Genomic DNA, 26,615 nt, shown 5'->3' on the forward strand with positions numbered 1-26,615 from the left:
ATCGGCGATCGGGTGCTCGCCTCAGGCTGGCCCCGCTGCCGCGGGATCGCCGATGAATCGGCTCCTACCCGATCCTCTGCGGATTCCGGCGTTAGAGTTTGAAGAGCTTGACCGCGTTGGCCGTGGTGGCCGCGGCGATGTCCTCGGCGGATTCGCCGCGCAACGAGACGATCGTCTCGAGCACATCGGTCATGTAGGCCGGTTCGTTGCGTTCGCCGCGATGGTGAGCGCAGGGCTGGTCGGGCGCGTCGGTTTCCAGAAGCAGCCATTCGAGGGGCATCGCGGCGACCACGCGGCGGATGCGATTGGCGCGCTCGTAGGTCACCGGGCCGCCGATACCCAGGTGGAAGCCGAGATCAAAGAGCTGCCGTGCCTGCTCTTCGCTCCCGGAAAAACTGTGCACCACGCCGCGCAAGCCCTTGAAGCGGCGCAAGGTGTGGATCGTTTCTTCAAAGGCGCGCCGCGCATGCACGATGACAGGCAGGTCGTGCTGACGCGCGATCTCAAGCTGGCGGAGGAACACCTCCCGCTGTCGTGCGGGATCGAGTCCCTCGACGTAGAAATCCAGGCCGATCTCGCCGACGGCGATGGCGCCGTGGGCGTCGAGCCAGGTGGGCAATTCGGCCAGATGCTCCTCTCGATGCGCGTCGATCATCAGCGGGTGCAACCCGTAAGCGGGAAAGGCACCTTCACGCGCCGCACACAAAACCTCGATGGCCTCCCAGTTTCCGCGGTCGATCGCCGGTACGATCCAGCGCCGCACGCCGGCCTGGCTGGCTCGTCCGAACATCGCGCTGCGGTCGCCGTCGAACGAGCGGTCGTCCAGATGCGCGTGGGTATCTACCAGATCGAGCATGTCAGTCAGCGGCCGGTGGGGTTGTAGGCTTGAGTCTAAGGCGTCGTTCAGTTTAACGACTGTCAAATGTGAACCGAGGCGACTTCCGGGTGATGGTGCTGTCGCGCCATCGAGTCGCCGACCTTTGTTAGGAGAGTAGGGTTATGAGCAGGTTGAAGATTTCCGTCCTGAATGCGAGTTTGGGCGCGGCCCTGGTGTTGAGCCTTTCCGCCTGCAATCGCGATGCGAACGCCGATGTGGCCAATGCCCAGAGCCCCGGCACCGCCGCGCTCAACGCTGCTGCCGCGCCGCCGCCGGAGCCGGCGGGCCCGAAGTACGGCCGCGTGGTCAGCGTCGATCCGGTGCGTGAGGCGGCTTCCGCAGCTCAGCGCCAGTGCCACGACGAGGTGGTGACCCGGCATGTACCGGTCAAGGACCAGCACCAGATCGCCGGTACGGCCATCGGTGCCGTTGCGGGTGGCCTGCTGGGTAACCAGATCGGCCACGGCAAGGGCCGTACGCTCGCCACGGTGGCGGGTGCGGTGGGTGGCGGCTACGCCGGCCACGAGATCCAGCAAAACCGTCAGGAGTCGAATACGACGACTAGCACGGTGCGCAAGTGTGAAACCGTGCAGGGCACTAGCGGTGACAAGGTCGTCGCCTATGACGTGCGCTACGAGTACAACGGCGTGACCCGTTCGGTACGCATGGATCACGATCCGGGCGATCGCGTCGAGGTCCAGGAAGGCGTTTCCGTCGTTTCCGACGCACGTTGATAACCACATCCACCAGGACGTCACCCATGCACAATCTCGTCCGTAAGTCCGGCCTCGTCGCCGCTGCCGTAGCCACCCTGTCGTTGACGGCGTGCTATGAGCCGCCGCGGCGGGTCTACCAACAGGATCGCGTGGTGTATTCGGGCCCGCCGCGGGGCTGCGACCAGTGCGGCACGGTGAGCGATGTGGAGCAGGTCTACACGCAGCGTGACTCGTCGCCACTGGGTGCCGTGATCGGCGCGGTGGCCGGTGGCCTGCTGGGTAATACGGTAGGTCACGGCGACGGCCGCACGGCCGCGACCGTCGGCGGTGCCGTGGCCGGTGGCTTCGTCGGCAATGCCGTCGGCAAACGCAACGGTGCTGACGAGGTGGCGTTCCGGGTGCGTATCCGCCTGGACGACGGACGCGTGGCGACGGTGACGCAGCGGGAAGATCCGCAGCTGCGTCGCGGTGACTACGTCGTCATCCAGGGCGATCACGTTTATCGCCGGTAACTCTGGCTTTTGTGGGAGCCGATTCATTGGCTAAGCTTTTATCGGACGTCTAGACGTCTAAACAAAAAAAGGCCAGCTACGTAGCTGGCCTTTTTTTGGGACTATTTGCATGCATGGGGGCGAGGTCCTTTCGCCGATGAATCGGCTCCTACAAAGAGCGCTGCATTAGTCGGCGTTGGGTCTGAAAAAAGGGCAAAAAAAAGCCCTCATCCGAGGGCCCTTTTCCCGGGAATCCCAAGCTGCCCGCCTGGATTCCTTCTCCCCGCGCTTTCCTTCGCTTACGTCAGTTGACGGCGTAGAAAGCGTGGTCACCGATCTTGCGAACGATGCGGCTGGCGGACCAGCTCGGCGCGACGGCTACGGTCGCGAAATGATCGGCCTGTGGAACATAAACCAGGCGTTCGCTCTTTGGCAGGCTCCAGTTGTTCAGCGAGTCGCCGGCGATTTTCCACGCCTTGGTCCACGAAACGAGATCGGTGATTTCGAAATCCTTCGGTGTCGTCGTGATTGCAAACTGGCGTGGCGCCGAGACGACGGCACACACCTTATCGCCGCCCATGCCGCGATCGCGGCGCCGTAGGGCGACTTCCGCCACGGCGTACTGGCCGATGGTGGGTTCGCTGCGTGCTTCGAGATAAACCGTCGTTGCCAGGCACGTCTGGTCAGCGAGGTGGCTAGGAAGGACGGACGCCATCCATAGCAAAGCGGAAAGTTTCATGTGTATCTGCCTCCAACGAGCTTTTCCGTCACTTGCGGCATTCTTTGGAAAGAGCCATGGGGGACGTATGAGCGGTAGACGGGCGGGCAGGCCGTTACTACCTGGACCAACCGAGGACATTCGCTGTGAATCTGTTAGGCGAACGAGTCGGGCGTCACACACTGTGACTGTACTAAACGGCTGTCCGGAGCCGTCCGGTAATGGGGGTGCACCGAAAGGGAGCGGCATCGCGCAATGGGCGGCGGCTCCGTCGGCTTACGACGCGCAGTGAGAACGTGCGCGCGTTTCGTGCTCCGGTGATTTAACCGGGTCGCGCCAGAACCGTCATCATCGACGGATCGTCGCGGGTGTAACCGTGGCGCAACACCACGGACACTGAAATGGATCGGCGGAGCCTAGTAGCGGGATGCAAATTTGGCAAGTGCGTGCGCGGTACGGTTCAGCTTTTACTCACACACACCGTGAAACGTTATTTTACGAACATGCTTGCAAGAACTCATGCCTCGAACGTCGAAACGATGTGCAGACGTATGCCTTCGATTTCAAGAGTGTCCGCCTGGACGGCCGCATCATCCAGTACGACAAGCGATATAGGCCTCGTTGATGATGTGTTGCACATCAGCACGATGCCGACAGCTTTGCCGTCAACGCGCAGTGAATCTCCTTCGACGAGTGCGCGCTCGCTTGCAACGACATGTAGATGCTTCTTGTGACCGCCCAGATGATGCAAGCGCGCCGCGATTTCCTGGCCGGGGAAACAACCTTTAGTGAATGAGACGGCACTCAGGCGCTCCATCGAGAGTGCGGGTGGTAACAACGTGTCGATCGTCGCATCGGGCAACCATGCGTAACCTTTCTCGATGTGCCGCGTGTGCCACGCGTCGGTCGTTGCATGCGTCGCGCTGCTGTAACGCAGTGATGCGTCGCCTTCGCCGAAACGGATCGCACCACTTGCATCTTCGCTTGCATGTGAATCATCGAGTGCATCGCCGTCGCTCGTATGCAGCACGTCGGACACGACGATCTTTACCTTGGATCGAAAAACGAAACGACGCAGGTCGTTCGCGATCGMTTCGCTGTCGCCGCCACGGGGCATCACGACGAAGCGCTCGTCATCGGGGCGGGCAATCTGAAGCAACGCGCGGACCCGGCCCTTGGGGTCGAGCCAGCCGCTCCACTGCCACCGGCCGGGAGCCAGCGCGAGGACGTCGCTGCTGAACTGGGCGTTGGCGAAGGAGGCCGCGTCGGGGCCGGTCAGGGTGATGCTGCGAGTGGTACGGCTCGGCATGGGGAGGCGCAAGGCAGGGCGGAGGCGTAAGATATACGGTCGGCCCAAGGGCAAACCAACCCTCTTCATGATCGTGAAGGTTGTGCTGCCGGGGCACAGGTATTACGCTTTTAGGGCTTTATAACCATGTCCGACAATTCCTCCGAACCCAAAGACGCGAATGATTCCGCTCCGGCGAAACCGCTCGTCACGCCGCTCGTCCCCACGAACGGCGCGCCAGGGGTCGAGAAAGCGCCATTGGACCCAACGCGTTACGGCGACTGGGAAAAGAACGGACGCTGCATCGACTTCTGAGGATCGGAAGGCGAGGGAGATCGTCGGGCATCAGCGATTCCAATCCAGGATAGCCGCCATGGCACAAACGGGACGACCGCTCTCACCGCATCTCCAGGTCTACAAGTGGCAAGTGCAGATGGCTTCCTCCATCCTGCATCGTGCCACCGGCATCATCCTCGCCGTCGGTAGCCTGCTCATCGTATGGGGCCTCGCTGCCCTCGCTGCCGGTCAGGACGCCTTTGCGACCTTTACCGCCTGCGCCACCAGCCTTCTCGGTACGATCATCATGATCGGCTGGACCCTGGCCTTCTTCTATCACCTGTGCAACGGCATCCGTCACCTGGTCCAGGACACCGGCAAGGGTTACGCGATCGAGTCGTTCGTCCGTTCGAGCTGGATGGCGATCATCGTCTCCATCGTGCTCACGGTCGCCGTCTGGGCCTATGTACTGACCGGAGGCCACGCATGAGCAAGGACCTGCGTAACCCGCTCGCCCGCGCACGCGGCCTGGGCTCGGCGAAGGAAGGCGTTGGCCACTGGATGACCCAGCGCATCACGGCGCTCGCCCTGGTCTTCCTGACCCTGTGGTTCGTCATCACCGTGCTCGGCCTGATGCACACCGATTACGCCACGGCCCGCGCGACCATCGCGAAGCCCTGGAACGCGGTGCTGCTCATCGCTCTCATCATCACCATGTTCAAGCACGCCGTGCTCGGCCTGCAGGTGGTGATCGAAGACTACGTCCACACCCGCTGGCTCGAAGTGGCTTCGCTGGTGCTCATCAAGTTCATCGCCGTACTTGCCGCGCTCATGGGCGTGCTGGCCGTGCTGCGCATCGCGCTCGGAAGCTGATCGATGGAATCCTATAAGATTCAACAACACAAGTACGACGTGATCGTGGTCGGCGCCGGTGGCGCGGGCCTGCGTGCCACGTTCGGCCTGGCCGAGAAGGGCCTCAAGGCCGCGTGCATCACCAAGGTCTTCCCGACCCGTTCGCATACGGTGGCTGCGCAGGGTGGTATTTCCGCCGCGCTCGGCAACATGGGTGAGGACGACTGGCGCTATCACTTCTACGACACGATCAAGGGCTCCGACTGGCTCGGCGACCAGGACGCGATCGAATACATGTGCCGTGAGGCCATTCCGGCCATCATCGAGCTGGAACACTACGGCGTGCCGTTCTCGCGTACCGAGGAAGGCAAGATCTACCAGCGTCCGTTCGGCGGCATGACCACGCATTACGGCCAGGGCACCGCGCAGCGCACCTGCGCCGCGGCCGACCGTACCGGTCACGCCATCCTGCATACGCTCTACCAGCAGGCCCTGGCGCACGACGCCACGTTCTTCATCGAATACTTCGCCATCGACCTCGTGTTCGAGGATGGCAAGTGCGTGGGCGTGCTCGCCCTCGACATGAACGAAGGCACCCTGCACCTGTTCCGCGGCCACGCCGTGGTCATGGCGACGGGTGGCTACGGCCGTGCCTACTTCAGCGCCACCTCGGCGCACACCTGCACGGGCGACGGTGGCGGCATGGTGCTGCGCTCCGGCCTGCCGCTGCAGGATATGGAGTTCGTGCAGTTCCACCCGACGGGCATCTACGGCGCGGGTTGCCTGATCACCGAGGGTGTCCGCGGTGAAGGTGGCTACCTGACCAACTCCGAGGGTGAGCGCTTCATGGAGCGCTACGCGCCGAACGCGAAGGACCTCGCCTCGCGCGACGTCGTGAGCCGCGCGATGACCATCGAGATCCGCGAAGGTCGCGGTGTGGGCCCGAAGAAGGACCACATCCACCTCAACCTGATGCACCTCGGTCCCGAGGTCATCAACGAGCGTCTCCCGGGTATCGCCGAGTCGGCACGCATCTTCGCCGGCGTCGACGTGACCAAGGAGCCGATCCCGGTCCTGCCGACCGTCCACTACMASATGGGCGGCATCCCGACCAACTATCACGGCGAAGTCGTGACCAAGCGCGACGACGATCCGGATTCGATCGTGCCGGGCCTGTTCGCCATCGGCGAAGCGGCCTGCGTATCGGTCCACGGTGCGAACCGCCTGGGCTCGAACTCGCTACTCGACCTGGTCGTCTTCGGTCGCGCCGTGTCGCATCGTTGCGCCGAGCTGATCACCACGGGCACGCCGCACAAGGATCTCCCGGCCAATGCGCTGGACAAGATCCTCGCTCGCTTCGACGCCCTGCGCCACGCCGATGGCAGCAAGCCGACCGCCGACATCCGCGCTGAAATGCAGATGACGATGCAGTCGGACGCGGCGGTGTTCCGCACGGGCGAGACGCTGAAGGAAGGCAAGGCGAAGATCTCCGAGGTCTACTCCTCGTTCGCCCAGGTCAAGGTCAGCGATCGCTCGATGGTCTGGAACTCCGACCTGATCGAAACGCTGGAACTGTCCAACCTGCTCGCGCAGGCGGTGGCCACGATGCATTCGGCGGAACAGCGCCCGGAAAGCCGCGGCGCGCATGCCCGCGAAGATTTCCCGGATCGCGACGACCACGACTGGCAGAAGCACACGCTGGTGTGGATCGACGAAGCAGGCAAGTCCAGCTTCGACTTCCGCCCGGTGCATATGTACACCCTGACGGACGACGTTGAAGTCGTACCGCCGAAAAAGCGCGTTTACTGATACCGGACCGGAGAGGCAATCGTGGCAGAGTTCACGCTACCCAAGAATTCCAAGATCCAGGCCGGCAAGCATTTCCCGGCGAAGGGCGCGAAGAACGTGCGCACCTTCAAGGTCTATCGCTGGACGCCGGACGACGGCCAGAACCCGCGCACCGACACGTACGAAGTAGATCTCGATACGTGCGGCCCGATGGTTCTCGACGCCCTGCTGAAGATCAAGAACGAGATCGACTCGACGCTCTCGCTGCGCCGCTCGTGCCGCGAAGGCATCTGCGGATCGTGCGCGATGAACATCGACGGCACGAACACCCTGGCCTGCACCCGTGCGATCGACGAGTGCAGCAGTGGGACGGTCGCCATCTACCCGCTGCCGCATATGCCGGTGGTGAAGGACCTGGTGCCCGACCTCACGCACTTCTACGCCCAGTTCGCGTCGATCAAGCCGTGGATGCGCACGCAGAGCCCGGCGCCGGCCGACAAGGAGCGCCTGCAGTCGCCGGAAGACCGCAAGAAGCTCGACGGTCTCTACGAGTGCATCCTCTGCGCGTGCTGCTCCACCTCGTGCCCGAGCTACTGGTGGAACGGCGACCGCTACCTCGGTCCGGCGATCCTCCTGCAGGCTTACCGCTGGATCGTCGACAGCCGCGACGAAGACACCGGTAACCGCCTGGACGATCTCGAAGACCCGTTCAAGCTCTACCGTTGCCACACGATCATGAACTGCGCGCGCACCTGCCCGAAGGGTCTCAACCCGGCCAAGGCGATCGCGGAGATCAAGAAGCTGATCGTGCAGCGTCGCTCGGCCTGATAAGAACAGGTAGGAGCCGATTCATCGGCGAATGGGTGCTTGCGGCCACTTGGCGGCCGCTACGCGGCCATCGCCGATGAATCGRCTCCTACAATGAGCGTTTTAGAGCCTTACGCTATGGAAGAAGCCCGCCTCAAGCGACTGCGTTGGCGTACCCGCCGGGGTACGCGCGAGCTCGATCGCCTGTTTGGTGGCTGGCTGGACGAGCGCTACGCCGACGCCGATGAGGCGAAGCGGATGGCATTCGATGAACTGCTGGACGTGCAGGATCCCGATCTCTGGGATTGGGTGATGGGTCATGCCACCGCCCCTCGCGACGACTGGCAGGCGATCATCGATGAGATCCGCGCACGGCATCAGCTTTGAGGTCAGGCCTTCGGCTCGTTTGAGCCGTTTCGTGTTACTGGTCGTCGCGCTCGCGACGGTCGCCCCCTTGTTCACCTCGCTCCCCTGGATCGCCCGCTGGGCCCTGGCTGGCCTCATCGCCGCCGTCGGGTTTGCGCGTGCGGCGCATGGTCGCAGGCCGGTCATGGATCGACTGGATTGGGCGTTCGACGGTCTCTGGACGGTCAGGGAGCGCTCGGGACGCACGTATCCGGCCGAACTCGTGGCCTGGCGCGTGGTCGGAACCTCGGTCTTCCTGCATTTTCGCTGGGACGGCCGGGCAGGGCACGTGGCCCTGCTTCCCGATAACACCGATGCGGGCCACTTGCGCGTCCTCAGGGCCAGGCTCCCGGCGGCGCACTGAGGCCGCCAGCTTGCCGGAACCGGCGGCATCGGGCACTCTGCCGCGCGGTGCATGCCTTTCGTGGCGGGCTCCCTTCTTACAGGCTGCGATCGACAGGTATGTTCAGACCCCTCGAACTCTTCATCGGACTGCGCTACACGCGCGCCAAGCGTCGCAACCAGTTCATCTCCTTCATCTCCACGGTGTCGATCGTCTGCATCGCGATCAGCGTCACGGCGCTGATTACCGTGATGTCGGTGATGAACGGTTTCGACAGCGAACTGCGCACGCGCATCCTCGGCGCCGTGTCGCACGTCACCGTGTCCGGTATCGACGATACCGTGCAGAACTGGCAGACCGCGGTGAAAACGGCCGAGGGCACCAAGCACGTGCTCGGCGCCGCGCCTTATGTCGAAACCCAGGCCTTCCTGCAGGCCAAGCGCCCCAGCGGTGCGCTGATCCGCGGCGTGGTGCCGTCGATGGAGCCGAATGTCTCCGACCTCGACAAACACATGGTTGAAGGCAAGATGTCCGATCTTACGGACCGCAGCTGGAAGATCATCCTGGGTCGCGAGCTGGCCCTCACGCTGGGTGTGAACGTGGGCGACAAGCTCACCGTCGTCGTGCCGCAGTTCACGGCCACCCCCATGGGTTCGGTGCCGAAGCTGCGCAGCTTCACGGTGAGCGGTATCTTCGAGCTGGGCATGCAGGAGTACGACGCGAACCTCGCGCTGGTCTCCATGCCCGACGCCGAACGTCTCAATGGCCTCGAGGGACCGACCGGTATCCGCATCAAGCTCGACGACATGCGCCAGGCATGGCCGGTCGCGCAGCAGCTGGTGAACAAGCTGGGCCAGGCCTATCGCGTCGAGACCTGGATGGACACGCACGCCAACTTCTTCCGTGCGATCGACATGGAGAAGACGGTGATGTTCGTCATCCTGTCGCTGATCATCCTGGTCGCCGTGATCAACCTCATTTCCATGCTGATGATGCTGGTGACCGACAAGCAGGCCGATATCGCGATCCTGCGCACGCTGGGTTCCACCCCGCGCAGCATCATGGGCATGTTCATGGTCCAGGGCATCCTGGTCGGCGTGGTCGGTATCGGCTTCGGCGTGCTGCTGGGCGGGCTGCTCTCGTTCAACCTGCCGGCCATCGTGAAGTGGATCGAGCACGTCACCGGGCAGACCTTCCTCTCGCCGGACGTCTACTACATCAGTGAATTGCCGAGCCAGCTACTGTGGTCCGACGTGGGCTGGGTGGTGCTGGTGACCTTCATCTTCTCCCTGCTGGCTACGCTGTATCCGGCGTGGCGTGCTTCGCGCACGCAGCCCGCCCAGGCGCTCCGTTATGAATAAGACGAACGACGATATCGTCCTGCGCGCCACGGGCGTCGCCAAGGTCTACGAAGAAGGCGACCTGCGTACAGGTGTGCTTTCGAACGTGAATTTCGCCCTGCGTCGCGGTGAGACCATGTCGATTGTCGGCGCGTCCGGCTCGGGCAAGTCGACCCTCCTGCATATCATCGGTGGCCTGGACACGCTGACGGCTGGCAAGGTCGAGGTCAACGGTCGCGTGCTGTCCGAGTTGTCGGATGCGGAGCGCGGTCGCGAGCGCAATCGCTCGCTCGGCTTCATCTACCAGTTCCACCATCTGCTACCCGAGTTCACCGCCCTGGAGAACGTGTGCATGCCGCTGCTCATTCGCGGCGTTTCCATCGCGCAGGCGCAGAAAGAGGCAACGGCCTTGCTCGATCGCGTCGGCTTGAGTGCCCGGCTGCGTCATCGCCCGGCCGAGATGTCGGGTGGCGAGCGTCAACGCTGCGCCGTCGCGCGTGCGCTGGTGACGCGCCCGGCCTGCGTGCTCGGCGATGAGCCGACGGGCAACCTCGACGAAGCGAACGCAGCGGCGGTGTACGAGCTGATGGTCGAGCTCAACCACGAGATCGGCACGAGCTTCGTGCTGGTGACGCACGACACGCGCCTGGCCGGTCGCATGGACCGGACGCTGGAGCTGCACTCGGGCGAATTGCACGAGCGCTGACCCTATTTCGGTAGGAGCCGATTCATCGGCGATCCCGCGCCAGCGGGCCAGGTTGCGGGTAGGAGCCGATTTGTCGGCGGTCCGGTGGCAGTGGGCCAGGTTGCGGCGAGCACCCAATCGCCGATGAATCGGCTCCCACAACAGCGCGGGCAACCCTCAGATAGCTTTCGTGACGACGCGCTGCGCAGCGGCCCGGCCGGCTGCGTCGGCCAGCGCGACCACGGCGTAGTTATGCCAGCCGTCGGACCAGTAGTTCGCCAGCAGGCCGTTGTCCTCGCGCTCGCCTCGGGGTAGCAGGCGCCTGGCCGCGCCCGGCGGCCGCACGTAGAAACTCACCGTATGACCGTTGCCGTCGTCGTAGAGGACCATCGCCGCCGGTCCCTGGTCGGTGGCGAAGAGCCGGCCGCCCATGGGGCGGAAGCCGGCATCGGCGAGGTCGGGCAGGTGCACGGTGGCACCGACACGGCCCGCCAGCCACGCGCGCAGATCGCCTTCGTTGCCGGTGGTGATGTCCATGCCCACACCGTGATCGACGGCAAGCAGCTGGTAGGCCTGCATGGCGTCCGCCATCGGCGCGATGCCGCCGGTGCCCATGCCGCGTGCGGCCCAGCCGCCGATACCGCCCAAGGCCAGGCACAGGACCAGGCCGGCGGCCATGGCGGCCCGGCTTACGCGACGACGGTGGCGGCGCTGTCGGATGACGACCGGGTCCAGGGCAGCCTCCAGCGAGGGCGCCGTCCCGAGGTCTCCCGCCACCAGGGTGCGCAGCTGCTGGGCATCCTGGCGCCACGCGTGCACCTCTTCCGCGTGCTCGGCGTGGCGGCTGAGGTAGCGCTCCACTTCACCGCGACGCTCACCGTCGAGGTGGCCGTCGACATAGGCGTGGATGTCGTGTTCGCTGGGAGGCGTGGTATTCATTTCAGCAGTCGCAGGGGAGGGGCTTCGGTGCTACCGCCCTCGCCGAGCAGGCGCAGGGCGCGGCGCGCGCGGGAGAGACGGGACATGACGGTGCCGATGGGGATCTCGAGAATGTCGGCCACTTCCTGGTAACTCATGCCCTCGACCGTGATCCACAGCAACAGGCTGCGCTGTTCCACCGGCAGGCTGGCGAAGGCGGCGAGGGTGGAGTTGGCGATGGCCACACGTTCGGCCGAGGGCCAGGTCGGCTCGTCCTCCTGCAGGCTGCCGAGGAACCGGGCATAGCGGGTGGCGCGGCGCTTTCCATCCAGGAACAGGCGGTACAAGATCGCAAACAGCCAGGCGCGCAGACTCTCGTCTTCACGGCGAGACGCCCATTTCGAGAGGGCGCGCTCGACCGTCGACTGAACCAGATCGTCCGCTACGAAGGGGTCGCGAGCAAGCCACAGCGCGAAGCGCCGCAAACGCGGCAGCATCGGTCTGAGGGCTTCATCGATTCGCGGATCGGGCATGCCGGGCCTCTTCACCTGGGCGTTCCATGACGGTCCATCACTATCAGACGCCGTTCGGGAGGAAATATTCCCCCGGAATGGAATAAAAGTCGTGGACGTACGTCCCACACTGGAAACGCGATCCCGCGAGAAGGAGCAGGACCATGCAAGAACCCAAGAAGCGACCCCCGCCGGCCAACGTGGCCGGGCGCTGGGCACTGATAGGCCTTGTTGTCGTAGCCGTTGCCGCCGCTTTTGCTTATGTGGGCGGCTGGCTGACACCGGCACGCCTCACCCCGAAACGCATCGTCGATGCGTTACAGGCCAGTGGCGGCGAACATCCGGGGTTTCGCCGGAACCATGCCAAGGGCATTTGCGTCGGCGGCCACTTCGAGCCCAGTGGTGCACTGGCCAAGTATTCGTCGTCGCCCTTGTTCGCCAACGGGAATACACCGGTGGTCGGACGCCTCGCGCTTCCGGGCGGCAATCCGTACGCTGCCGACAGCAGCGTGCCGATCCGCAGCTTCGCCCTGCGCTTCGACCTCGCCGACGGTGAGCAGTGGCGCACCGGGATGAATGCCATGCCGGTGTTTCCGGTCTCGACGCCCCAGGCGTTCTTCGACCTGACCAAGGCGACCAGTCCGGATCCGGCCACCGGCAAGCCGAATCCGGAGAAGGCCAAGGCTTTCTTCATGAGCCATCCGGAAACCGGTCCCTTCCTTGGCTGGATCAAGACGGCCAAGCCGGCCGCGAGCTACGTCGATGAGACCTACCAGAGCATCAACGCGTTCTACCTCCGCGACGCGAACGGCGAGCGTCATGCCGTCCGCTGGAAGGTCGTGCCCGAAACACCGGCCGCCGGCGACGGTGGGCCCGCAGCCGGCGACACCGACTACCTCGAGGCCGACCTGACCCGGCGCCTGGCCCAGGGGCCCGTGCGCTGGCACCTGCAGATGATCCTCGCCGCGCCTGGCGATCCGGTCGACGACGCCACGAAGGCGTGGCCGGACGACCGGCAGACGATCGACGCGGGTGTGGTCGTCATCGACAGCGCGCAGCCGCAGGCGAATGGCCCTTGCCGCGACGTCAACTACGATCCGACGATCCTGCCGCACGGTATTGAGATCTCGGGAGACCCCATCATCGTCGCCCGTTCGGCGGCCTATGCGGTGTCCTATCTGCGCCGCACCGGTGAGGAGGGGCATCTCCCCGGTACCGCCCACCCGAAGGAGGATCAGCGATGAGCCGCGTCGACACGTTCCACCCCTTCGCCCGTGCCTTGCACTGGCTGATGTCGATCATGGTCCTCACGATGCTGTTCGTGGGTGCGGGCATGGTCACCAGCGTCGAGGCGAAGCACGCATGGCTGCTGTCCATCCACCGGCCGTTGGGCATCACGATCTTCATTCTCGCCCTGATCCGTCTCGGCTTCCGCCTCACGCACAAGGCGCCGCCGCTGCCGGCGGACATGCCCGAGTGGCAGAAGCTCGCCGCGCACGGTTCGCACTGGATGCTCTACGGCCTGATGATCCTCATGCCCCTGATCGGCTGGGGCATGCTGTCGGCGGGCAACTTCCCGGTGACGCTCTGGTCCGGCTTCCAGCTGCCACCGATCCTGCCGGCCGGTCCGGCCTTGTATGCGTGGTTGCGGGAAGCGCACCGGTATCTCGCGTGGTTGTTCTTCCTGACGTTCCTCGCGCACATGGGGGCCGCCCTGATGCACGGACTGATTCGTCGCGACGGTGTCTTGCAGTCGATGACGGGCGGCTCGAACGACTGAGGAGAGGCAGGGCACGCGATGCAGGCACAATGCAGGCATGCGCTATGTCCTGCTCGCCCTGATCACCGTCCTTGCCGGTTGCCGCTCGCTCGGCTACTACGCGCACGTGACCCATGGCCAGGCGGCGTTGCTCACGCAACGCCGGTCCATCGACAAGGTCGTGGCCGATCCGAAAACCCCGGACACGACCCGCCAGCGACTGGAGCTCGCGCTGCAGGCGCGTCGCTTCGCCTCGGCCCGGCTCGATCTGCCGGATAACCGTAGCTACACCTATTACGTGCAGCTGGATCGGCCATGGGTGGCGTGGAACGTGTTCGCTACGCCCGAGCTTTCGGTGGCCGCCGTGACACACTGTTTTCCGATTGCGGGCTGCGTGGCATATCGCGGGTTCTTTCGGAAGGATCTCGCCGATCGCGAAGCGGCCCGTGAGCGGGCGCTCGGCCACGATGTCGCGCTTGGCGAAGTGCCGGCGTACTCGACGCTCGGCTGGTTCGCCGATCCCATCCTCAGCAGCATGATGCGTTGGGACGATGACGAGCTCGTCGGCACGATCTTCCACGAACTGGCGCACCAGAAAATCTACGTCAAGGACGACTCGTCGTTCAACGAATCCTATGCGAGCTTCGTCGAGCAGGAAGGTGTGCGTGAGTGGCGGCAGGCACAACAGTTGCCACCGCCCGACGAGAAGGGCGATGCGCTCGATCATGCGTTTACCGGCCAGGTCCTGGCGCTACGCGACCGGCTCAAGACGATTTATGCGGAGCCCTGGACGGACGACGCGAAACGCGTCGCCAAGGCCGAGGAGTTCGAGGATTTTCGCGGGCGGTATCTGGCGTGGCGCGCAGGCGAGGCGGGTGGCGACCATCGTTATGACCGCTGGATGGCGCGGCCGTTGAACAACGCCTCGCTATTGCCGTTTGGCCTGTACGACACGTGGACTTCGTCGTTCGCGACGCTATTCGAGCAGTCAGGGCGGGCGTGGCCGGTGTTTTTTGCGAAGGTGACGGCGCTGGCTAAGCTCGCGCCCGACGAGCGCACCCGGCGCCTGAAGGCCCTGGCTCGGTAGGAGCCGATTCATCGGCGAACGGGTGCTCGCGACGACCTGGCGACCTGGCGACTTTGCGCCCTGGTCCGCTGCCGCGGGATCGCCGATGAATCGGCTCCTACAACGGCGCGGTCACGGGGCTTTTCTAGCGGCCATGTGTTTGAGGTAGGCGACCAGGTCGTCCAGGTCGGCGTCCGAGAGGGTATCGGCGCTGAAGCCGGGCATCTTCGCCTGCGGCCAGTGGCGCAGGTCCTGCGGGTTACGGACCAGGGTGCGCAGCATGTCGTCGCGCAGATACTCGGTGGGGCTGTGCGGAATGTTGAGGTCAGGACCGAGCTTCGCGTCGCCTTGCCCGTTGAGCGTGTGGCAGGTGATGCAGTTGCGCTGGAACACGGCGAAACCCCGTCGCGCCGGCGCATCCTTCGGCAGGTCGGCGGCGGGCTGCATGGCCGGGAAGCGCGAGGCCGGATCGCCGAGGACCGTGATCGTCGCGACCTGATAGGGCCATTGCTCGGGTCCCACGTGACCGTCTTCGGGATGCAGCCAGACCAGGTAGAACGGACCCGCACTCGGTTTGCCTTCGCCCAGGCTCGGCCAGGGCTTGCCCGTCGGCTCGATGGCGAGCCAGGCTTCGGCACCGTGGCCGTCGAGGATGAGGCTGGCCGGAATCTCCGCTGTGAACCCGTCGCTCGCCTTGAATTGCAGGTGCGAGGCTGCAACGACACCCTCCAGCAGGGCTTTCATCGGTACCGCGCGGTAGAGCATGGTGCGGCGGTAGGAGACGTCGTCCGGGACGGAGATGTCGCGTGCATCCGGTCGCGCAAGCAGCTGCTCTGTCGTCAGTGTGCGGGTGCCGCGCCCCGTATCCACGCTCAGCGTGGCGGCGTGGCTCAGGGTCGCACATAGAGCGAACAGCAATCCGGTGAGCAGGCGCACGGTGGGATCCTCAGGGCATGACGAGGCGACAAGGTGTCGCGGCGCCCTCAGGATGTCAATCGCAAGCACTTCGTCGCGGTACCCTCGGATTATCGCCCACGCGGCCCCATGTCGGGAACTCGACCCGATCACGGATTTCCCCATGGCCGACACCACCGTCCCCGAGTTTTTCGAGCGCTTTCCGATGACGCGCGTCGTCAACGCGGATCTCGATGCCGATCTCGCGGCGGACGACAACCGCATCGCCATCCTTTTCCTCTGGGGCCGCGACTGCCCCAACTGCGATATCGCCAAGCGCCAGATCCTGCTGACCAGCGAACGTTTCGTCTGGCCTGAAGTGCGCTGGCTGCATGACAACGTCTACGACGATCCGACGATGGGTACGCGCTTCGGCCTTCACGGCATCCCGGCGTTCTTCCTGTTCCACCGTGGCAAGAAGCTCGGGCGGATCACCGCCTGGCCCGGCACGCAGCCGTTCATCGATGCCGTGAACAAGCAGATCGCTTTGACGAGTGCCAGCGCATGATCATCCAGTCGCTGCTCGATACCGATCTCTACAAGTTCACGATGATGCAGGTGGTGCTGCACCAGTATCCGGCGGCGCAGGTGGAATACCGCTTCCGCTGTCGCACACCCGGGGTGGACCTCGTGCCGCTGGTGACGCGCATCCGCGAGGAACTCGACCATCTCTGCTCGCTGCGTTTCGCGGACGATGAACTGGCCTACCTGCGCACCCTGCGTTTCATCGACAGCGACTTCGTCGACTTCCTTGGCCTGTTCCATCTCAACGCCCGCTACGTGACGATCGCCCCGTCGACCGAGCACGCTGGCGAGATCGACATCGTCATCACCGGCCCGTGGCTGCACACGATCATGTTCGAGGTGCCGCTGCTGGCGATCGTCAACGAACTCTATTTCGCGGCGAATCATCCCGACGCCGATCTCGACGAGGGCAGGGCGCGCCTGCGCGCCAAGATCGCCCTTCTGCGCGATACGAAGGGCTTCGAACGGGTTCGCATCGCGGATTACGGTACACGCCGGCGTTTCTCGCGTGCCTGGCACGACGAGGCGCTGCAGATCATGAAGGCCGAATGGGGTACTCACCTGGCCGGTACCAGCAACGTATGGTTCGCGATGCGCCAGGGCCTGGTGCCGATCGGCAGCATGGCGCATGAATACCTGCAGGCCTTCCAGTCGCTGGGGCCGCGCCTGCGCGATTCGCAAACCGCGGCGCTCGAAGCCTGGGCCCGTGAATACCGCGGCGATCTCGGCATCGCGTTATCGGATGTCTACGGGCTCGACGCCTTCCTGCGCGACTTCGACATGTACTTCTGCAAGCTGTTCGATGGTGCGCGGCACGACTCGGGCGATCCCTTCGTCTGGGGCGACAGGGTCCTCGCGCACTACGTGCATAACCGCGTCGACCCGCGTTCGAAGACCCTTGTTTTCAGTGATGGCCTCGACGTTCCGCGGGTCATGGACCTGTACTCGCACTTCGAAGGCCGTTGCCAGCTTTCCTTCGGCGTCGGCACCAACCTGACCAACGACGTCGGGCCGACGCCACTCAACATCGTGATCAAGATGACCCGATGCAACGGCCAGCCGGTGGCGAAGCTGTCCGACTCACCGGGCAAGAACATGAGCGACGACCTGGAGTATGTGTCCTACCTGCGCAAGGTGTTCGGGCTGCCGGCTCAGAACGCCGGCAACACCGCACCGGCGTAGTTCTTCTCGATGAACGCCTTCACCTCGGGCGAGGTGAGGGCGGCGGCGAGTTTCTGCACGCGCGGGTCGTCCTTGTTGTCCGGACGCGAGACGAGGAAGTTCACGTAGGGCGAATCCTTGTCTTCGATCAACAGGGCGTCCTTCACCGGATTCATGCCGGCGGCAAGGGCGTAGTTGGTGTTGATCAGCGCAAGGTCGACTTCGTCGAGCACGCGCGGCAGCATCGCCGCCTCGAGCTCACGGAACTTGAGGTTCTTCGGGTTGGTCGCGACGTCCTTGAGCGTGGCCAGACGGTCGTTAGGATTCTTCAGCGTGATCAGGCCGTGCTTGGCCAACAACAGCAGCGCGCGGCTGTTGTTGCTCGGATCGTTCGGGATCACGACGTTGGCGCCATCGGGCAGCTGGTCGATGGACTTGAACTTGCGCGAGTACGCGCCGAACGGCTCGATGTGCACGCCGACGACCTTGACCAGGTCGGTGCCGCGTTCCTTGTTGAACGCGTCGAGGTAGGGCTCGGTCTGGAAGAAGTTGACGTCGATCTGCTTCTGCGCGACCTGCATGTTCGGCTGCACGTAGTCGGTGAACACCTTGATGTCGAGGTTCACACCCTGCTTGGCCAGCAGCGGCTTGATCTCCTTGAGGATCTCGGCGTGCGGCACGGGCGTGGCCGCGATCGTGAGCGTCGCCTCGGCGGAGCCGTCCTTGCTGCCGCCATCGCCCTGCGAACAGCCTGCCACGAGCACGGCGAGGGCGGCGGCGAGGGGGAGCAGGTACTTCTTCATGGAGGCGTCCGTGGCTTATGTTGCGGTGCGCCAGCATAGACGTCCATACCGCCGGATGCAAAGGCGGCCCCGCTGCCGTTCAGCGACGGCTGTAGCGGGTTACCAGGCGATCGCCGAGCGATTGCAGTATCTGCACGAGGACGACCAGCAGGGCCACGGTGACCAGCATGTAATCGGGTTTGTAGCCGTTGTAGCCGTACTGATAGGCCAGCGCGCCAAGGCCGCCGGCACCCACAATGCCGCCCATGGCCGTGTAACCGACCAGGGCCACTGCGGTCACCGTGGCGCCGGCAATCAGGCCGGGGCGGGCCTCGGGCAGGAGCACGCGGGTGACGATCTGGCGGGTGGTCGCACCCATGGCCTGGCTGGCCTCGATCACGCCGCGATCGACCTCGCGCAGCGCGGTTTCGACCAGGCGGGCAAGGAAGGGAGCCGCACCGATCACCAGGGGGACGATGGCGCCGCGGATGCCGATGCTCACCCCGGTGATCGCCTTGGTCACCGGGATCAGCAGGATCATCAGGATGATGAAGGGCACCGAGCGCAACACGTTGACGACCAGCGACAGCACACCGTAGAGCTTCGGCTTGGCATGGAGCTGGCCGCGCGCGGTCAGGAACAGCCAGATGCCTAGCGGCAGGCCGAGTACCACGGTGAAAAGCAGCGAGCCGCCGAGCATCAGCAGGGTGTCGATGCAGGCCTGGCCGATTTCGGCCCAGTCGATGTTCGGGAAAAGCGTCTGCATGGGGCTCATCGGGCCACCTCTTCGATATCGACACCGGCGTTGCGGATCTGCGCGAGTGCGTCCTCGACGCGTTCGCCGTTCATGGCCAGGGTGAGTTGCCCGTACGGGGTGTCCTTGATGCGGTCGACGCGACCGGACAGCAGGTTGTACTCGACACCCGTGTCCCGGACGACGTTCGAGAGCACCGGCGAATACGTGGCTTCGCCGCGGAAGGAGAGGCGAAACAGGCGGCCGGCGACCCCTGAGAACTCGGGGCCATGGCCTTCGCGGTGATCGGCTTCGGCGACGAAGCGACGCGTCGTCGGGTGTTGCGGATGCAGGAAGACATCGGCCACGGCGCCCATCTCCACGACCTGGCCGGCCTCGAGAACGGCGACCCGGTCGCAGACGCGGCGGATCACGTCCATCTCGTGCGTAATCAGCACGATGGTCAGGCCGAGGCGACGGTTGATGTCCGCGAGGAGCTCCAGCACGGACGCCGTCGTCTGCGGATCGAGCGCGCTGGTGGCTTCGTCGCAAAGCAGGATGGACGGCCGGCTGGCCAGCGCGCGTGCGATACCGACGCGCTGTTTCTGGCCGCCAGACAGCTGGGCCGGATACTTCCGCGCGTGCGCGGTCAGGCCGACCAGTTCGAGCAGTTCGTCCACGCGCGCGGTGATCTCGCCTTCGGAGACGCCGCCCTGGATGCGCAGCGGAAAGGCGACGTTGTCGGCCACGCTGCGCGACGAGAGCAGGTTGAAGTGCTGGAAGATCATGCCGATGCCGGCGCGCAGCTTGCGCAGTTCGCTGCCCTGGGCATCGGTGACGTCGCGATCTTCGATGAAGATGCGGCCCGCACTGGGCCGCTCGAGCAGGTTGATCAGGCGCAGCATGGTCGACTTGCCGGCGCCCGAGTGGCCGATGATGCCGAAGACTTCACCGCGTTCGATCACCAGATCGACGGGCTCGAGGGCGGGAACGAGTGCTCCGTCGACCCGATAGGACTTGGAAGCGGCGGCGAAACGGATCACGGGGGTTCCGGATAGGACGAAAGCGCTCATGGTAGCCCAAGCCGCGCCACGGCCGGCGCCACGGGGGTAGACTCCGGGCATTCCAACCACGTAGGGAGACGCGCATGACTGCCATCTACGATTTTTCCGCCCGCGATATCGACGGCAACGAACGTTCGCTCGCCGAGTACCGTGGCAAGGCCCTGCTGGTGGTGAACGTCGCGTCCAAGTGCGGCTTCACGCCGCAGTACAAGGGCCTGGAGGAGTTGCAGAAGCAGTTCGCCGGACAGGGCTTCGAGGTGCTTGGCTTTCCCTGCGACCAGTTCGGCCACCAGGAGCCGGGCGACGAGGCCGAGATCCGCAACTTCTGTTCGCTCACCTACGACGTGAGCTTTCCGATGTTCTCGAAGATCGAGGTCAACGGCGACAACGCGCATCCGCTGTACCGTTGGATGAAGGCCGAAAAGAAGGGCCTGCTCGGCACCGAAGGGATCAAGTGGAACTTCACCAAGTTCCTGATCGACCGCGACGGGCAGGTGGTCGAGCGCTACGCGCCGACGGATACGCCGGAGAAGATCGGCAAGGACCTACCGAAGGTCCTTGGCTGAGGTTCCTTGCTGGTGGTAGGAGCCGATTCATCGGCGAATTGAGGACATGTGGGAGCCGATTCATCGGCGAAAAGCCAACGGAGCGGTGAAGCCGGACACCCAATCGCCGATAAATCGGCTCCCACAAAAGCGCGATGATCAACGCAGCCAGGATGGCTGGGTCTTGTCGAGGAAGGCGGTGAGGCCTTCCTGACCCTCGGCGGACACGCGAAGGCGGGCGATCAGGGCGGCGTTGGTCGCATCGACCGCCTGCATGGCCTCGACGTCCATGCCGCCCATCCCAAGCGCCAGGTGCTTGGCCTCGTGCTGGGCGATCGGGCCGCCCTTGCCTAGCAGGCTAACGACCCGATCGACGGCGGCATCGAGGTCATCGGCGGGCACGGTCTCGTGGACCAGGCCCATCGCCAGGGCCGCGGCACTGCCGAAGACCTCGCCGGTGATGAACAGGCGGCGCGCGTGGCGCAGGCCGATGGCGGCGATGACATAGGGCGAGATCACCGCCGGTACCAGGCCAAGCTTCACCTCGGACAGGGCGAACTTCGCCCCCTCGCTGGCGATGGCGATATCGCAGCAGGCGACCAGGCCCACGCCGCCGCCGAAGGCCGCGCCATTGACCCGGGCCACGGTCGGTTTGGAAAGAAACTGCAGGCGGCGCATCAAGGTGGCCAGGCGCAGGGAATCCGCGCGATTGTCCGCCTCGCTGGCGCTGGCCATGCCGCGCATCCAGTTGAGGTCGGCGCCTGCCGAGAAGCTCGCCCCCGCGCCGGTCAGGACCACGGCGCGAATGCCGTCATCGGCCTCGATCCCGTCCAGCGCGGCGGTCAGGTCGGCAATCAGGCCATCGTCGAAGGCGTTGTGGACGTCGGGGCGGTTCATGACCAGACGGGCGAGGGAACCCTCGCGGATCAGTTCGACGGCGGACATCGGTCTCTCCGGAATGCGTAGGCCGCGATCATACGGTGTGCCATGCCGTTGCTGTCAGGTTGCTATCAGCGATTTCTTGCTTCATGTGCAGGCCATAACCTAAAGGCATATAATGCGAACAGTTCTTATTTGAGTAAGCCCAGTGCGCCTCTCAGACGCGCCGAAAGGTGCACATGCCGTGGTCCAGACCGTTACCGATGCCCATCCTGCCGATCCGATCGCCCAACGCCTGCGCGATCTCGGCTTCGTTTCGGGTGAGCCGGTTCGCCTGGTGGCTCGTGGCCCGCTCGGCGGCGACCCCCTCCTGATCCAGATCGGCTCGACGCGGTTCGCCCTGCGCAAGACGGAAGCCGCGCGGGTGGACGTATCCGTGGACGGCGTCGCATGAGCGCCACGTCGCTGCGCATCGCCCTGGTCGGCAATCCGAACTGCGGCAAGACCGCGCTGTTCAACCAGCTCACCGGCGGTCGTCAGAAGGTCGCCAATTACGCCGGCGTCACCGTCGAGCGCAAGGAGGGCCGCTTCACGGCTCCGTCCGGGCGCACGTTACATGTGCTCGACCTGCCGGGCGCCTACAGTTTCGATGCGACCAGTCCCGACGAAGCGATCACGCGCGATGTCTGCCACGGTCGCTATCCGGGCGAAGCCGCGCCCGACCTGATCGTGTGCGTCGCGGACGCGACCAATCTCCGCCTTCACCTGCGCTTCGTGCTCGAAGTCCGTCGCCTGGGCCGGCCCGTGGTGCTCGCCCTGAACATGATGGATGCCGCGCGCCGTCGCGGCATGGTCATCGATGTCGCGGCGCTGTCCCGTCGGCTCGGCGTGCCCGTCGTCGAGACCATCGCGATCAAGCGTGGTGGTGCGCAGGCACTGATCGACCGCGTCGATGCGTCCATTCCGGAGATCGTTCCCGCCGCCGTCGACGGCGCCAGCATCGAGCAGCTGCACGCCGAAGTGCGTTCGATCCTGGCCGAGACGGTGACGTTGCCGCGCGATACCTCGGCCATCGACGACGCGATCGATCGCTGGGCACTGCATCCGGTATTCGGCCTGCTGATCCTCGCCACCTTGATGTTCTTCATCTTCCAGGCGGTGTTCTCCTGGGCGCAGCCTGTGATGGACGGCATCCAGGCCGGCATCACCGGCCTCGGTGCCTGGGTGACGGGATTCCTTCCCGGCGACAGCGCCCTGCACAGCCTGCTCAACGATGGCGTCTTCGCTGGCCTTGGCGCGGTACTGGTGTTCCTGCCGCAGATCCTGATCCTGTTCCTCTTCATCCTCGTGCTCGAGGAGTCCGGTTACCTGCCGCGGGCGGCCTTCCTCCTCGACAAGATGATGTTCCGCGTCGGGTTGACGGGCAGGGCGTTCATTCCGCTGCTGTCGAGCTTCGCCTGTGCGATTCCCGGCATCATGGCCACGCGCAGCATCCAGGATCCACGCGATCGCCTGACCACGATCCTCGTCGCACCGCTGATGACCTGCTCGGCGCGGTTGCCGGTGTACACGCTGCTGATCGCCGCGTTCATTCCGGATCGTGCGGTGTGGGGCGTGTTCAACCTGCAGGGTGTGGTGCTGTTCACCCTGTACTTCGCCGGCATCTTCAGCGCGCTCGGCGTCGCCTTCGTGATGAAGCGCCTGCGCAAGGACAAGAGCGAGCACGCGTTGATCATGGAGCTGCCGTCGTACCGCCTGCCGAACGTGCGTGACATCGCGCTGGGCCTGTGGGAACGCGCGATGATCTTCCTCAAGCGCGTTGGCGGCATCATCCTCGCGCTCACCGTGCTGCTGTGGTTCCTGTCCACGTTCCCCGGTGCGCCGGCTGGCGCGACGCAGCCTGCGATCGATTACAGCATCGCCGGCCGCCTGGGCCGTCTGCTGGAATACGTGTTCGCGCCGATCGGCTTCAACTGGCAAATCTGCGTCGCCCTGGTGCCGGGTCTCGCCGCACGCGAGGTGGCGGTAGCTGCGCTCGGTACGGTCTATGCCATGTCGGGCAGCGACGATGCCGTTGCTTCACAGCTCGGTCCGCTGATTTCGCACCAGTGGTCGCTGGCCACCGCGCTGTCGCTGCTGGCGTGGTACGTCTTCGCGCCGCAGTGCATGTCGACGCTGGCGGTGATCCGCCGCGAAACCAATTCCTGGCGTAACGTCGCGATCGCGGCCGGCTATCTGTTCGGCCTGGCTTATCTCGCCTCGCTCGCCACCTACCAGATCGCAAGGGCGCTCTCATGAGCACGTTCGATATCGTCCAGGGCGTGATCATCGCGCTCGTCGTGATCGCCGCTGCGTACGTGGCCTTCCGCAAGCTGCTGCCGAAGACGTCCACCCGCGTGATGGGGCGGGTGTCGGCCAGCCTCAATCATGAAGGTCGGTCGGCCGTGGTGCGTTCGCTTGGCCGGCGCGTGCAGCCTGCTGCTGCGACCGGGAGCTGCGGCGACGGTTGCGGTTCCTGCGGGAGCTGCGGGCCGACACCGCCGGTGAAGACCGAAGCCCAGCCCCTGCATTTCAAGCCCCGCGCCTGATCGGCATGTGCCCGGGTAGGAGCCGATTCATCGGCGATCCCGCGGCAGCGGGCCAGGTTGCCGCAAGCACCCAATCGCCGATGAATCGGCTCCTACCTGTTCTCATCGGGTGCGGAGCGTTTGCGTTTCAGCCGTAGCGTCCACCAGCTCACTGACAGGTTCACCGCAAACCAGGCGCCGATCAGGGCGAGCGGCCAGGCGATCACGGCCGGCCACAGGATCGCGAAGACGGTCAGCACGATCGCGGTGATGGCACCGGCGAGCAGCGGGCCGGTTTCGGTGTCGCCAAGCACGCGATGTTCGGTCAGGGCCGCGCCCACCGTGTTGGCCAGGCGTAGCGCGCCGGCTGCCGCGCGACTGGAGCTGCCGCCGGTGTGTCGTGGTCGTGGCGGGCGTGGCGCGCGGGCGCGCATTCGCTCGTTGCCGGAGCGACGGCGACGCCCGCGCAGGAGGATTTCCGTGGCGTTTTCGAGGTCGGCCTCGTATTGCGCCTCGAGCTTCCCCGCGAAGCCGTTGTCCTCGATCGCCACGTCGATCTCGCGATTGCTCAGCCAGCTGGCGATGTTGAGATTGGACGAACCGACGCGCGCCCAGCGGCCGTCGGCCACGGCGGTCTTCGCGTGCAGCATCGAGCCGTTCCATTCGAACACGCGGATGCCGGCCTTCAGCAGCGGGCGATAGCCCGAGCGCGACATGCCGGCGACCATCGGGATATCGCTGCTGCCCGGGACGAGCAGGCGCACGTCCACGCCATCGCGCGCCGCCGCGGCCAGCGCTTGCACATAGGGTGCGACGCCGACGAAATACGCGTCGGTGAGCCAGAGCGTCTTCGTCGCCATGGCGGCGACCATCTGGTCCAGTCGGTACATGCCGGCCGTGCTGGGCTGCGTGGCGATCAGGCGCAGCGAGACCGTGCCGGCATCGCTGGCCTCGGCGGTCGGTCGCACACGTTCGTCGTCAGGCAGCGGCTCACCCATCTGTTGCCAACTGTCGGCGAAGGCGTGTTCGATTTCCGCAACGGCCGGGCCGCGGATCACGACGCCGGTGTCGCGCCATGGCGGGACGTCCCGGCCCGGGTCGCCCAGCCATTTCTCGCTCAGGCAGACGCCGGAGAGAAACCCCACCTCGCCGTCGACGACGAGCACCTTGCGGTGATCGCGGCTGACCCAGCCGAAGGAGCTGCCCAGACGCGGCGGGTTGTAGATCCGCACCTGACCGCCCGCGGCGCGGAGGTCGTTCCAGAAGGAGGCGCGTGACTGGCCGAGGCAACCGACCCAGTCGCCGATGACGGCAACGAGGACGCCGGCCCGAGCGCGCTCGATCAGCGCCGCACGGAACGCCTGGCCGATGCTGTCATCACGGATGATGTAGTTCTCGAGGAACACATGGCGTTTGGCGGCGGCAATCGCGGCCAGCCACGCGTCGAAATGGGCGCGCGCGTCGATCAGTAGTTCGACGGCGTTGCCGCCGATCAGCGGAGCGCCGGCGCTTCGGCTCAGCGCCTGCTCGGCGAACAGGCGGTTGGAGAATCCGGTGCTGCGGTGACGTACGTTCATGGGGGTCGAGTGTATCGGCATCTGGCATGATCGCCCGCATGGCATCGATTCCGTGTGACAACGACACAGCTGCCGCTGTCGAGGCGATCATCGCGCACAGCGGCGGGCACCCTCGCATCGCGGCGCCGCTCGGCCTTGGCAAGCCCCACGGCTTGCTCAATGCGCTTTACCGCGCTGTACAAGGCCGTGACGATCGTTCACTGACGCTCTTCACCGCGCTGTCGCTGACGCGTCCGTCCCCAGGCAAAGGGCTGGCAGCGCGTTTCGCGGGCCCTTTCATCGAGCGCCATTTCGGCCCGGCCTACGAAGACCTGGAATACGCACTGGCCCAGGCGCGCGACGCGCTGCCGTCGAACGTGCACGTCCACGAGTTCTATATGCAGTCCGGCGCGTTGCTGGGGTCATCCGCCGCCCAGCGCGATTACATCAGCCAGAACTACACGCATGTCGCCCGCGACCTGGTGGACCGGGATATCAATGTGCTGGTCCAGCTGGTCGCCGTGCGCGATGACCGGATCAGCCTCTCGTCCAACCCCGACCTGAGCTTTGACTTCCTGGATAACGTGGCGCGGGCCGGTAAGCCCAAGCCGTTGTGTGTCGCGGTGGCGCATCCGGACATGCCGTATGTGAGTGGCCACGCCGAGGCGCCGGAGGACATGTTCGATCGCCTGGTGACGCCGCCGGTGTCGCCGCCGCTCTTCGCGCTGCCACGCTCGCCGATCGAACCGGCCGAGTTTGCGCTGGGGATGCACGCCAGCGCGCTCATCGCGGACGAGGGGACCTTGCAGATCGGCATCGGCGCCTTGTCCGATGCCCTGGTCCGCGCCGCGTTGCTCCGCCATGAGCAGAATGCCTCGTGGCACGAGGGTTTGACCGCGCTGGACGGAACCGGTGCGACGCACCGCTACCTCGCGGCCTGGGGTGGCGGCAAACCTTTCCTGCGTGGGCTGTACGGGGCCAGCGAGATGGTCATGGACGGCTTCATGC

Annotated in this window: 31 protein-coding genes and 1 pseudogene; 21 read left to right on the plus strand and 11 right to left on the minus strand. The window is 65.2% G+C overall.

Annotation, left to right across the window (positions count from 1 at the left end):
- Positions 1-91: 91 nt before the first annotated feature.
- The gene (locus tag AC1DYM_RS15980) at positions 92-856 is read right to left on the minus strand and encodes a TatD family hydrolase (RefSeq protein WP_477340006.1); all 765 of its coding nucleotides are present in this window, start codon (positions 854-856) and stop codon (positions 92-94) included.
- A gap of 143 nt (positions 857-999) precedes the next feature.
- Here AC1DYM_RS15980 and AC1DYM_RS15985 point away from each other — a divergent pair, with 143 nt between their 5' ends.
- On the plus strand, positions 1,000-1,611 hold the full coding sequence (locus AC1DYM_RS15985) for a glycine zipper 2TM domain-containing protein (RefSeq protein WP_046966627.1): 612 nt from the start codon (positions 1,000-1,002) through the stop codon (positions 1,609-1,611).
- A 26-nt stretch (positions 1,612-1,637) separates the two neighbouring features.
- A complete protein-coding gene (locus AC1DYM_RS15990) occupies positions 1,638-2,105 on the plus strand; it encodes an outer membrane lipoprotein (RefSeq protein WP_046966628.1) in 468 nt (155 codons plus the stop codon).
- Positions 2,106-2,388: 283 nt separating this feature from the next.
- Here AC1DYM_RS15990 and AC1DYM_RS15995 read toward each other — a convergent pair whose 3' ends face one another.
- Entirely contained in the window at positions 2,389-2,823 is a 435-nt protein-coding gene (locus AC1DYM_RS15995) for a cell wall hydrolase (RefSeq protein WP_046966629.1), read from the minus strand.
- A gap of 496 nt (positions 2,824-3,319) precedes the next feature.
- Positions 3,320-3,841, minus strand: a complete 522-nt coding sequence (ygfZ, locus tag AC1DYM_RS16000) for a CAF17-like 4Fe-4S cluster assembly/insertion protein YgfZ (protein WP_477339964.1) — start codon at positions 3,839-3,841, stop codon at positions 3,320-3,322.
- 396 nt (positions 3,842-4,237) lie between these two features.
- Here ygfZ and AC1DYM_RS16005 point away from each other — a divergent pair, with 396 nt between their 5' ends.
- From AC1DYM_RS16005 to lolD, 9 genes are all read left to right on the plus strand, one after another.
- Positions 4,238-4,405 carry a DUF1674 domain-containing protein gene (locus AC1DYM_RS16005; protein ID WP_477339966.1) on the plus strand — a complete coding sequence of 56 codons (168 nt, stop codon included), beginning with the start codon at positions 4,238-4,240 and terminating at the stop codon, positions 4,403-4,405.
- A gap of 58 nt (positions 4,406-4,463) precedes the next feature.
- A complete protein-coding gene (gene sdhC / locus AC1DYM_RS16010; protein WP_477339968.1) occupies positions 4,464-4,856 on the plus strand; it encodes a succinate dehydrogenase, cytochrome b556 subunit in 393 nt (130 codons plus the stop codon).
- Complete coding sequence (gene sdhD / locus AC1DYM_RS16015; RefSeq protein WP_477339970.1) at positions 4,853-5,239, plus strand: succinate dehydrogenase, hydrophobic membrane anchor protein; 387 nt, start codon at positions 4,853-4,855, stop codon at positions 5,237-5,239. Before sdhC ends, sdhD begins: the two co-directional genes overlap by 4 nt.
- 3 nt (positions 5,240-5,242) lie before the next feature.
- Complete coding sequence (sdhA, locus tag AC1DYM_RS16020; RefSeq protein ID WP_477339972.1) at positions 5,243-7,027, plus strand: succinate dehydrogenase flavoprotein subunit; 1,785 nt, start codon at positions 5,243-5,245, stop codon at positions 7,025-7,027.
- A gap of 21 nt (positions 7,028-7,048) precedes the next feature.
- Positions 7,049-7,834: a succinate dehydrogenase iron-sulfur subunit gene (locus AC1DYM_RS16025; RefSeq protein ID WP_046966634.1), complete on the plus strand. Its 786-nt coding sequence runs from the start codon at positions 7,049-7,051 to the stop codon at positions 7,832-7,834.
- A gap of 117 nt (positions 7,835-7,951) precedes the next feature.
- Positions 7,952-8,200, plus strand: a complete 249-nt coding sequence (locus AC1DYM_RS16030; protein ID WP_046966635.1) for an FAD assembly factor SdhE — start codon at positions 7,952-7,954, stop codon at positions 8,198-8,200.
- Positions 8,172-8,582, plus strand: a complete 411-nt coding sequence (locus AC1DYM_RS16035) for a protein YgfX (protein ID WP_477339975.1) — start codon at positions 8,172-8,174, stop codon at positions 8,580-8,582. Before AC1DYM_RS16030 ends, AC1DYM_RS16035 begins: the two co-directional genes overlap by 29 nt.
- A 98-nt stretch (positions 8,583-8,680) precedes the next feature.
- Complete coding sequence (locus tag AC1DYM_RS16040; protein ID WP_477339977.1) at positions 8,681-9,922, plus strand: lipoprotein-releasing ABC transporter permease subunit; 1,242 nt, start codon at positions 8,681-8,683, stop codon at positions 9,920-9,922.
- Positions 9,915-10,607: a lipoprotein-releasing ABC transporter ATP-binding protein LolD gene (lolD, locus tag AC1DYM_RS16045; protein WP_046966638.1), complete on the plus strand. Its 693-nt coding sequence runs from the start codon at positions 9,915-9,917 to the stop codon at positions 10,605-10,607. The genes AC1DYM_RS16040 and lolD overlap by 8 nt, the downstream gene beginning before the upstream one ends.
- Before the next feature lie 156 nt (positions 10,608-10,763).
- Here lolD and AC1DYM_RS16050 read toward each other — a convergent pair whose 3' ends face one another.
- Positions 10,764-11,525 (minus strand): anti-sigma factor family protein, encoded by a 762-nt coding sequence (locus AC1DYM_RS16050; RefSeq protein ID WP_477339980.1) that lies wholly within the window; start codon positions 11,523-11,525, stop codon positions 10,764-10,766.
- On the minus strand, positions 11,522-12,037 hold the full coding sequence (locus AC1DYM_RS16055) for an RNA polymerase sigma factor (protein WP_477339982.1): 516 nt from the start codon (positions 12,035-12,037) through the stop codon (positions 11,522-11,524). The genes AC1DYM_RS16050 and AC1DYM_RS16055 overlap by 4 nt, the downstream gene beginning before the upstream one ends.
- 143 nt (positions 12,038-12,180) lie before the next feature.
- Here AC1DYM_RS16055 and AC1DYM_RS16060 point away from each other — a divergent pair, with 143 nt between their 5' ends.
- The 3 genes from AC1DYM_RS16060 to AC1DYM_RS16070 are packed head-to-tail and all read left to right on the plus strand — an operon-like array spanning position 12,181 to position 14,862.
- Positions 12,181-13,260 (plus strand): catalase family peroxidase, encoded by a 1,080-nt coding sequence (locus AC1DYM_RS16060; protein ID WP_477339984.1) that lies wholly within the window; start codon positions 12,181-12,183, stop codon positions 13,258-13,260.
- Positions 13,257-13,796 (plus strand): cytochrome b, encoded by a 540-nt coding sequence (locus AC1DYM_RS16065; RefSeq protein WP_477339986.1) that lies wholly within the window; start codon positions 13,257-13,259, stop codon positions 13,794-13,796. The genes AC1DYM_RS16060 and AC1DYM_RS16065 overlap by 4 nt, the downstream gene beginning before the upstream one ends.
- A gap of 37 nt (positions 13,797-13,833) precedes the next feature.
- The gene (locus AC1DYM_RS16070; protein ID WP_477339988.1) at positions 13,834-14,862 is read left to right on the plus strand and encodes an aminopeptidase; all 1,029 of its coding nucleotides are present in this window, start codon (positions 13,834-13,836) and stop codon (positions 14,860-14,862) included.
- A 111-nt stretch (positions 14,863-14,973) separates the two neighbouring features.
- On the opposite strand, the gene AC1DYM_RS16075 is transcribed toward AC1DYM_RS16070, so the two are convergent.
- Positions 14,974-15,777: a cytochrome c gene (locus AC1DYM_RS16075; RefSeq protein ID WP_477339990.1), complete on the minus strand. Its 804-nt coding sequence runs from the start codon at positions 15,775-15,777 to the stop codon at positions 14,974-14,976.
- A gap of 142 nt (positions 15,778-15,919) precedes the next feature.
- Between AC1DYM_RS16075 and AC1DYM_RS16080 the strand changes: the two genes are divergently transcribed.
- Entirely contained in the window at positions 15,920-16,303 is a 384-nt protein-coding gene (locus AC1DYM_RS16080; protein WP_477339992.1) for a thioredoxin family protein, read from the plus strand.
- Complete coding sequence (gene pncB, locus AC1DYM_RS16085) at positions 16,300-17,502, plus strand: nicotinate phosphoribosyltransferase (protein WP_046966646.1); 1,203 nt, start codon at positions 16,300-16,302, stop codon at positions 17,500-17,502. Before AC1DYM_RS16080 ends, pncB begins: the two co-directional genes overlap by 4 nt.
- Here the strand turns inward: pncB and AC1DYM_RS16090 are convergent.
- The 3 genes from AC1DYM_RS16090 to AC1DYM_RS16100 form a co-directional block, all read right to left on the minus strand.
- Positions 17,472-18,284 carry a MetQ/NlpA family ABC transporter substrate-binding protein gene (locus AC1DYM_RS16090; RefSeq protein ID WP_477339994.1) on the minus strand — a complete coding sequence of 271 codons (813 nt, stop codon included), beginning with the start codon at positions 18,282-18,284 and terminating at the stop codon, positions 17,472-17,474. The genes pncB and AC1DYM_RS16090 overlap by 31 nt on opposite strands.
- 79 nt (positions 18,285-18,363) lie before the next feature.
- Positions 18,364-19,038 carry a methionine ABC transporter permease gene (locus tag AC1DYM_RS16095; protein WP_046966648.1) on the minus strand — a complete coding sequence of 225 codons (675 nt, stop codon included), beginning with the start codon at positions 19,036-19,038 and terminating at the stop codon, positions 18,364-18,366.
- The gene (locus AC1DYM_RS16100) at positions 19,035-20,039 is read right to left on the minus strand and encodes a methionine ABC transporter ATP-binding protein (protein ID WP_046966649.1); all 1,005 of its coding nucleotides are present in this window, start codon (positions 20,037-20,039) and stop codon (positions 19,035-19,037) included. The genes AC1DYM_RS16095 and AC1DYM_RS16100 overlap by 4 nt, the downstream gene beginning before the upstream one ends.
- Before the next feature lie 104 nt (positions 20,040-20,143).
- Between AC1DYM_RS16100 and AC1DYM_RS16105 the strand changes: the two genes are divergently transcribed.
- Entirely contained in the window at positions 20,144-20,626 is a 483-nt protein-coding gene (locus tag AC1DYM_RS16105) for a glutathione peroxidase (RefSeq protein WP_046966650.1), read from the plus strand.
- A 138-nt stretch (positions 20,627-20,764) separates the two neighbouring features.
- On the opposite strand, the gene AC1DYM_RS16110 is transcribed toward AC1DYM_RS16105, so the two are convergent.
- Positions 20,765-21,550 carry an enoyl-CoA hydratase-related protein gene (locus AC1DYM_RS16110; RefSeq protein ID WP_477339997.1) on the minus strand — a complete coding sequence of 262 codons (786 nt, stop codon included), beginning with the start codon at positions 21,548-21,550 and terminating at the stop codon, positions 20,765-20,767.
- Positions 21,551-21,692: 142 nt separating this feature from the next.
- Here AC1DYM_RS16110 and AC1DYM_RS16115 point away from each other — a divergent pair, with 142 nt between their 5' ends.
- The 3 genes from AC1DYM_RS16115 to AC1DYM_RS16125 are packed head-to-tail and all read left to right on the plus strand — an operon-like array spanning position 21,693 to position 24,072.
- Positions 21,693-21,938: a FeoA family protein gene (locus AC1DYM_RS16115; RefSeq protein WP_046966652.1), complete on the plus strand. Its 246-nt coding sequence runs from the start codon at positions 21,693-21,695 to the stop codon at positions 21,936-21,938.
- Entirely contained in the window at positions 21,935-23,782 is a 1,848-nt protein-coding gene (gene feoB / locus AC1DYM_RS16120; protein WP_477340000.1) for a ferrous iron transporter B, read from the plus strand. The genes AC1DYM_RS16115 and feoB overlap by 4 nt, the downstream gene beginning before the upstream one ends.
- Entirely contained in the window at positions 23,779-24,072 is a 294-nt protein-coding gene (locus tag AC1DYM_RS16125) for a DUF6587 family protein (RefSeq protein ID WP_477340002.1), read from the plus strand. The genes feoB and AC1DYM_RS16125 overlap by 4 nt, the downstream gene beginning before the upstream one ends.
- A 92-nt stretch (positions 24,073-24,164) precedes the next feature.
- On the opposite strand, the gene AC1DYM_RS16130 is transcribed toward AC1DYM_RS16125, so the two are convergent.
- Positions 24,165-25,628, minus strand: a complete 1,464-nt coding sequence (locus AC1DYM_RS16130) for a phospholipase D-like domain-containing protein (RefSeq protein ID WP_477340004.1) — start codon at positions 25,626-25,628, stop codon at positions 24,165-24,167.
- 38 nt (positions 25,629-25,666) lie between these two features.
- On the opposite strand from AC1DYM_RS16130, the pseudogene AC1DYM_RS16135 reads away from it, so the two are divergent.
- Positions 25,667-26,615, plus strand: a pseudogene (locus tag AC1DYM_RS16135) (acetyl-CoA hydrolase/transferase C-terminal domain-containing protein); the annotation flags it as partial.

It is taken from the genome of Luteibacter sp. P1_D3 (genome assembly GCF_056406135.1).

Coding starts and splice junctions, on each gene's coding strand:
- AC1DYM_RS16030 (WP_046966635.1), top strand. CDS start 7,952: ATGGAAGAAGCCCGCCTCAAGCGACTGCGTTGGCGTACCCGCCGGGGT.
- AC1DYM_RS16055 (WP_477339982.1), bottom strand. CDS start 12,037: ATGCCCGATCCGCGAATCGATGAAGCCCTCAGACCGATGCTGCCGCGT.
- AC1DYM_RS16080 (WP_477339992.1), top strand. CDS start 15,920: ATGGCCGACACCACCGTCCCCGAGTTTTTCGAGCGCTTTCCGATGACG.
- AC1DYM_RS15995 (WP_046966629.1), bottom strand. CDS start 2,823: ATGAAACTTTCCGCTTTGCTATGGATGGCGTCCGTCCTTCCTAGCCAC.
- AC1DYM_RS15985 (WP_046966627.1), top strand. CDS start 1,000: ATGAGCAGGTTGAAGATTTCCGTCCTGAATGCGAGTTTGGGCGCGGCC.
- AC1DYM_RS16110 (WP_477339997.1), bottom strand. CDS start 21,550: ATGTCCGCCGTCGAACTGATCCGCGAGGGTTCCCTCGCCCGTCTGGTC.
- AC1DYM_RS16005 (WP_477339966.1), top strand. CDS start 4,238: ATGTCCGACAATTCCTCCGAACCCAAAGACGCGAATGATTCCGCTCCG.
- AC1DYM_RS16105 (WP_046966650.1), top strand. CDS start 20,144: ATGACTGCCATCTACGATTTTTCCGCCCGCGATATCGACGGCAACGAA.
- AC1DYM_RS15980 (WP_477340006.1), bottom strand. CDS start 856: ATGCTCGATCTGGTAGATACCCACGCGCATCTGGACGACCGCTCGTTC.
- sdhD (WP_477339970.1), top strand. CDS start 4,853: ATGAGCAAGGACCTGCGTAACCCGCTCGCCCGCGCACGCGGCCTGGGC.
- feoB (WP_477340000.1), top strand. CDS start 21,935: ATGAGCGCCACGTCGCTGCGCATCGCCCTGGTCGGCAATCCGAACTGC.
- AC1DYM_RS16130 (WP_477340004.1), bottom strand. CDS start 25,628: ATGAACGTACGTCACCGCAGCACCGGATTCTCCAACCGCCTGTTCGCC.
- AC1DYM_RS16065 (WP_477339986.1), top strand. CDS start 13,257: ATGAGCCGCGTCGACACGTTCCACCCCTTCGCCCGTGCCTTGCACTGG.
- AC1DYM_RS16070 (WP_477339988.1), top strand. CDS start 13,834: ATGCGCTATGTCCTGCTCGCCCTGATCACCGTCCTTGCCGGTTGCCGC.
- pncB (WP_046966646.1), top strand. CDS start 16,300: ATGATCATCCAGTCGCTGCTCGATACCGATCTCTACAAGTTCACGATG.
- AC1DYM_RS16050 (WP_477339980.1), bottom strand. CDS start 11,525: ATGAATACCACGCCTCCCAGCGAACACGACATCCACGCCTATGTCGAC.
- sdhC (WP_477339968.1), top strand. CDS start 4,464: ATGGCACAAACGGGACGACCGCTCTCACCGCATCTCCAGGTCTACAAG.
- lolD (WP_046966638.1), top strand. CDS start 9,915: ATGAATAAGACGAACGACGATATCGTCCTGCGCGCCACGGGCGTCGCC.
- AC1DYM_RS16040 (WP_477339977.1), top strand. CDS start 8,681: ATGTTCAGACCCCTCGAACTCTTCATCGGACTGCGCTACACGCGCGCC.
- AC1DYM_RS15990 (WP_046966628.1), top strand. CDS start 1,638: ATGCACAATCTCGTCCGTAAGTCCGGCCTCGTCGCCGCTGCCGTAGCC.
- AC1DYM_RS16095 (WP_046966648.1), bottom strand. CDS start 19,038: ATGAGCCCCATGCAGACGCTTTTCCCGAACATCGACTGGGCCGAAATC.
- AC1DYM_RS16035 (WP_477339975.1), top strand. CDS start 8,172: ATGAGATCCGCGCACGGCATCAGCTTTGAGGTCAGGCCTTCGGCTCGT.
- AC1DYM_RS16090 (WP_477339994.1), bottom strand. CDS start 18,284: ATGAAGAAGTACCTGCTCCCCCTCGCCGCCGCCCTCGCCGTGCTCGTG.
- AC1DYM_RS16125 (WP_477340002.1), top strand. CDS start 23,779: ATGAGCACGTTCGATATCGTCCAGGGCGTGATCATCGCGCTCGTCGTG.
- AC1DYM_RS16060 (WP_477339984.1), top strand. CDS start 12,181: ATGCAAGAACCCAAGAAGCGACCCCCGCCGGCCAACGTGGCCGGGCGC.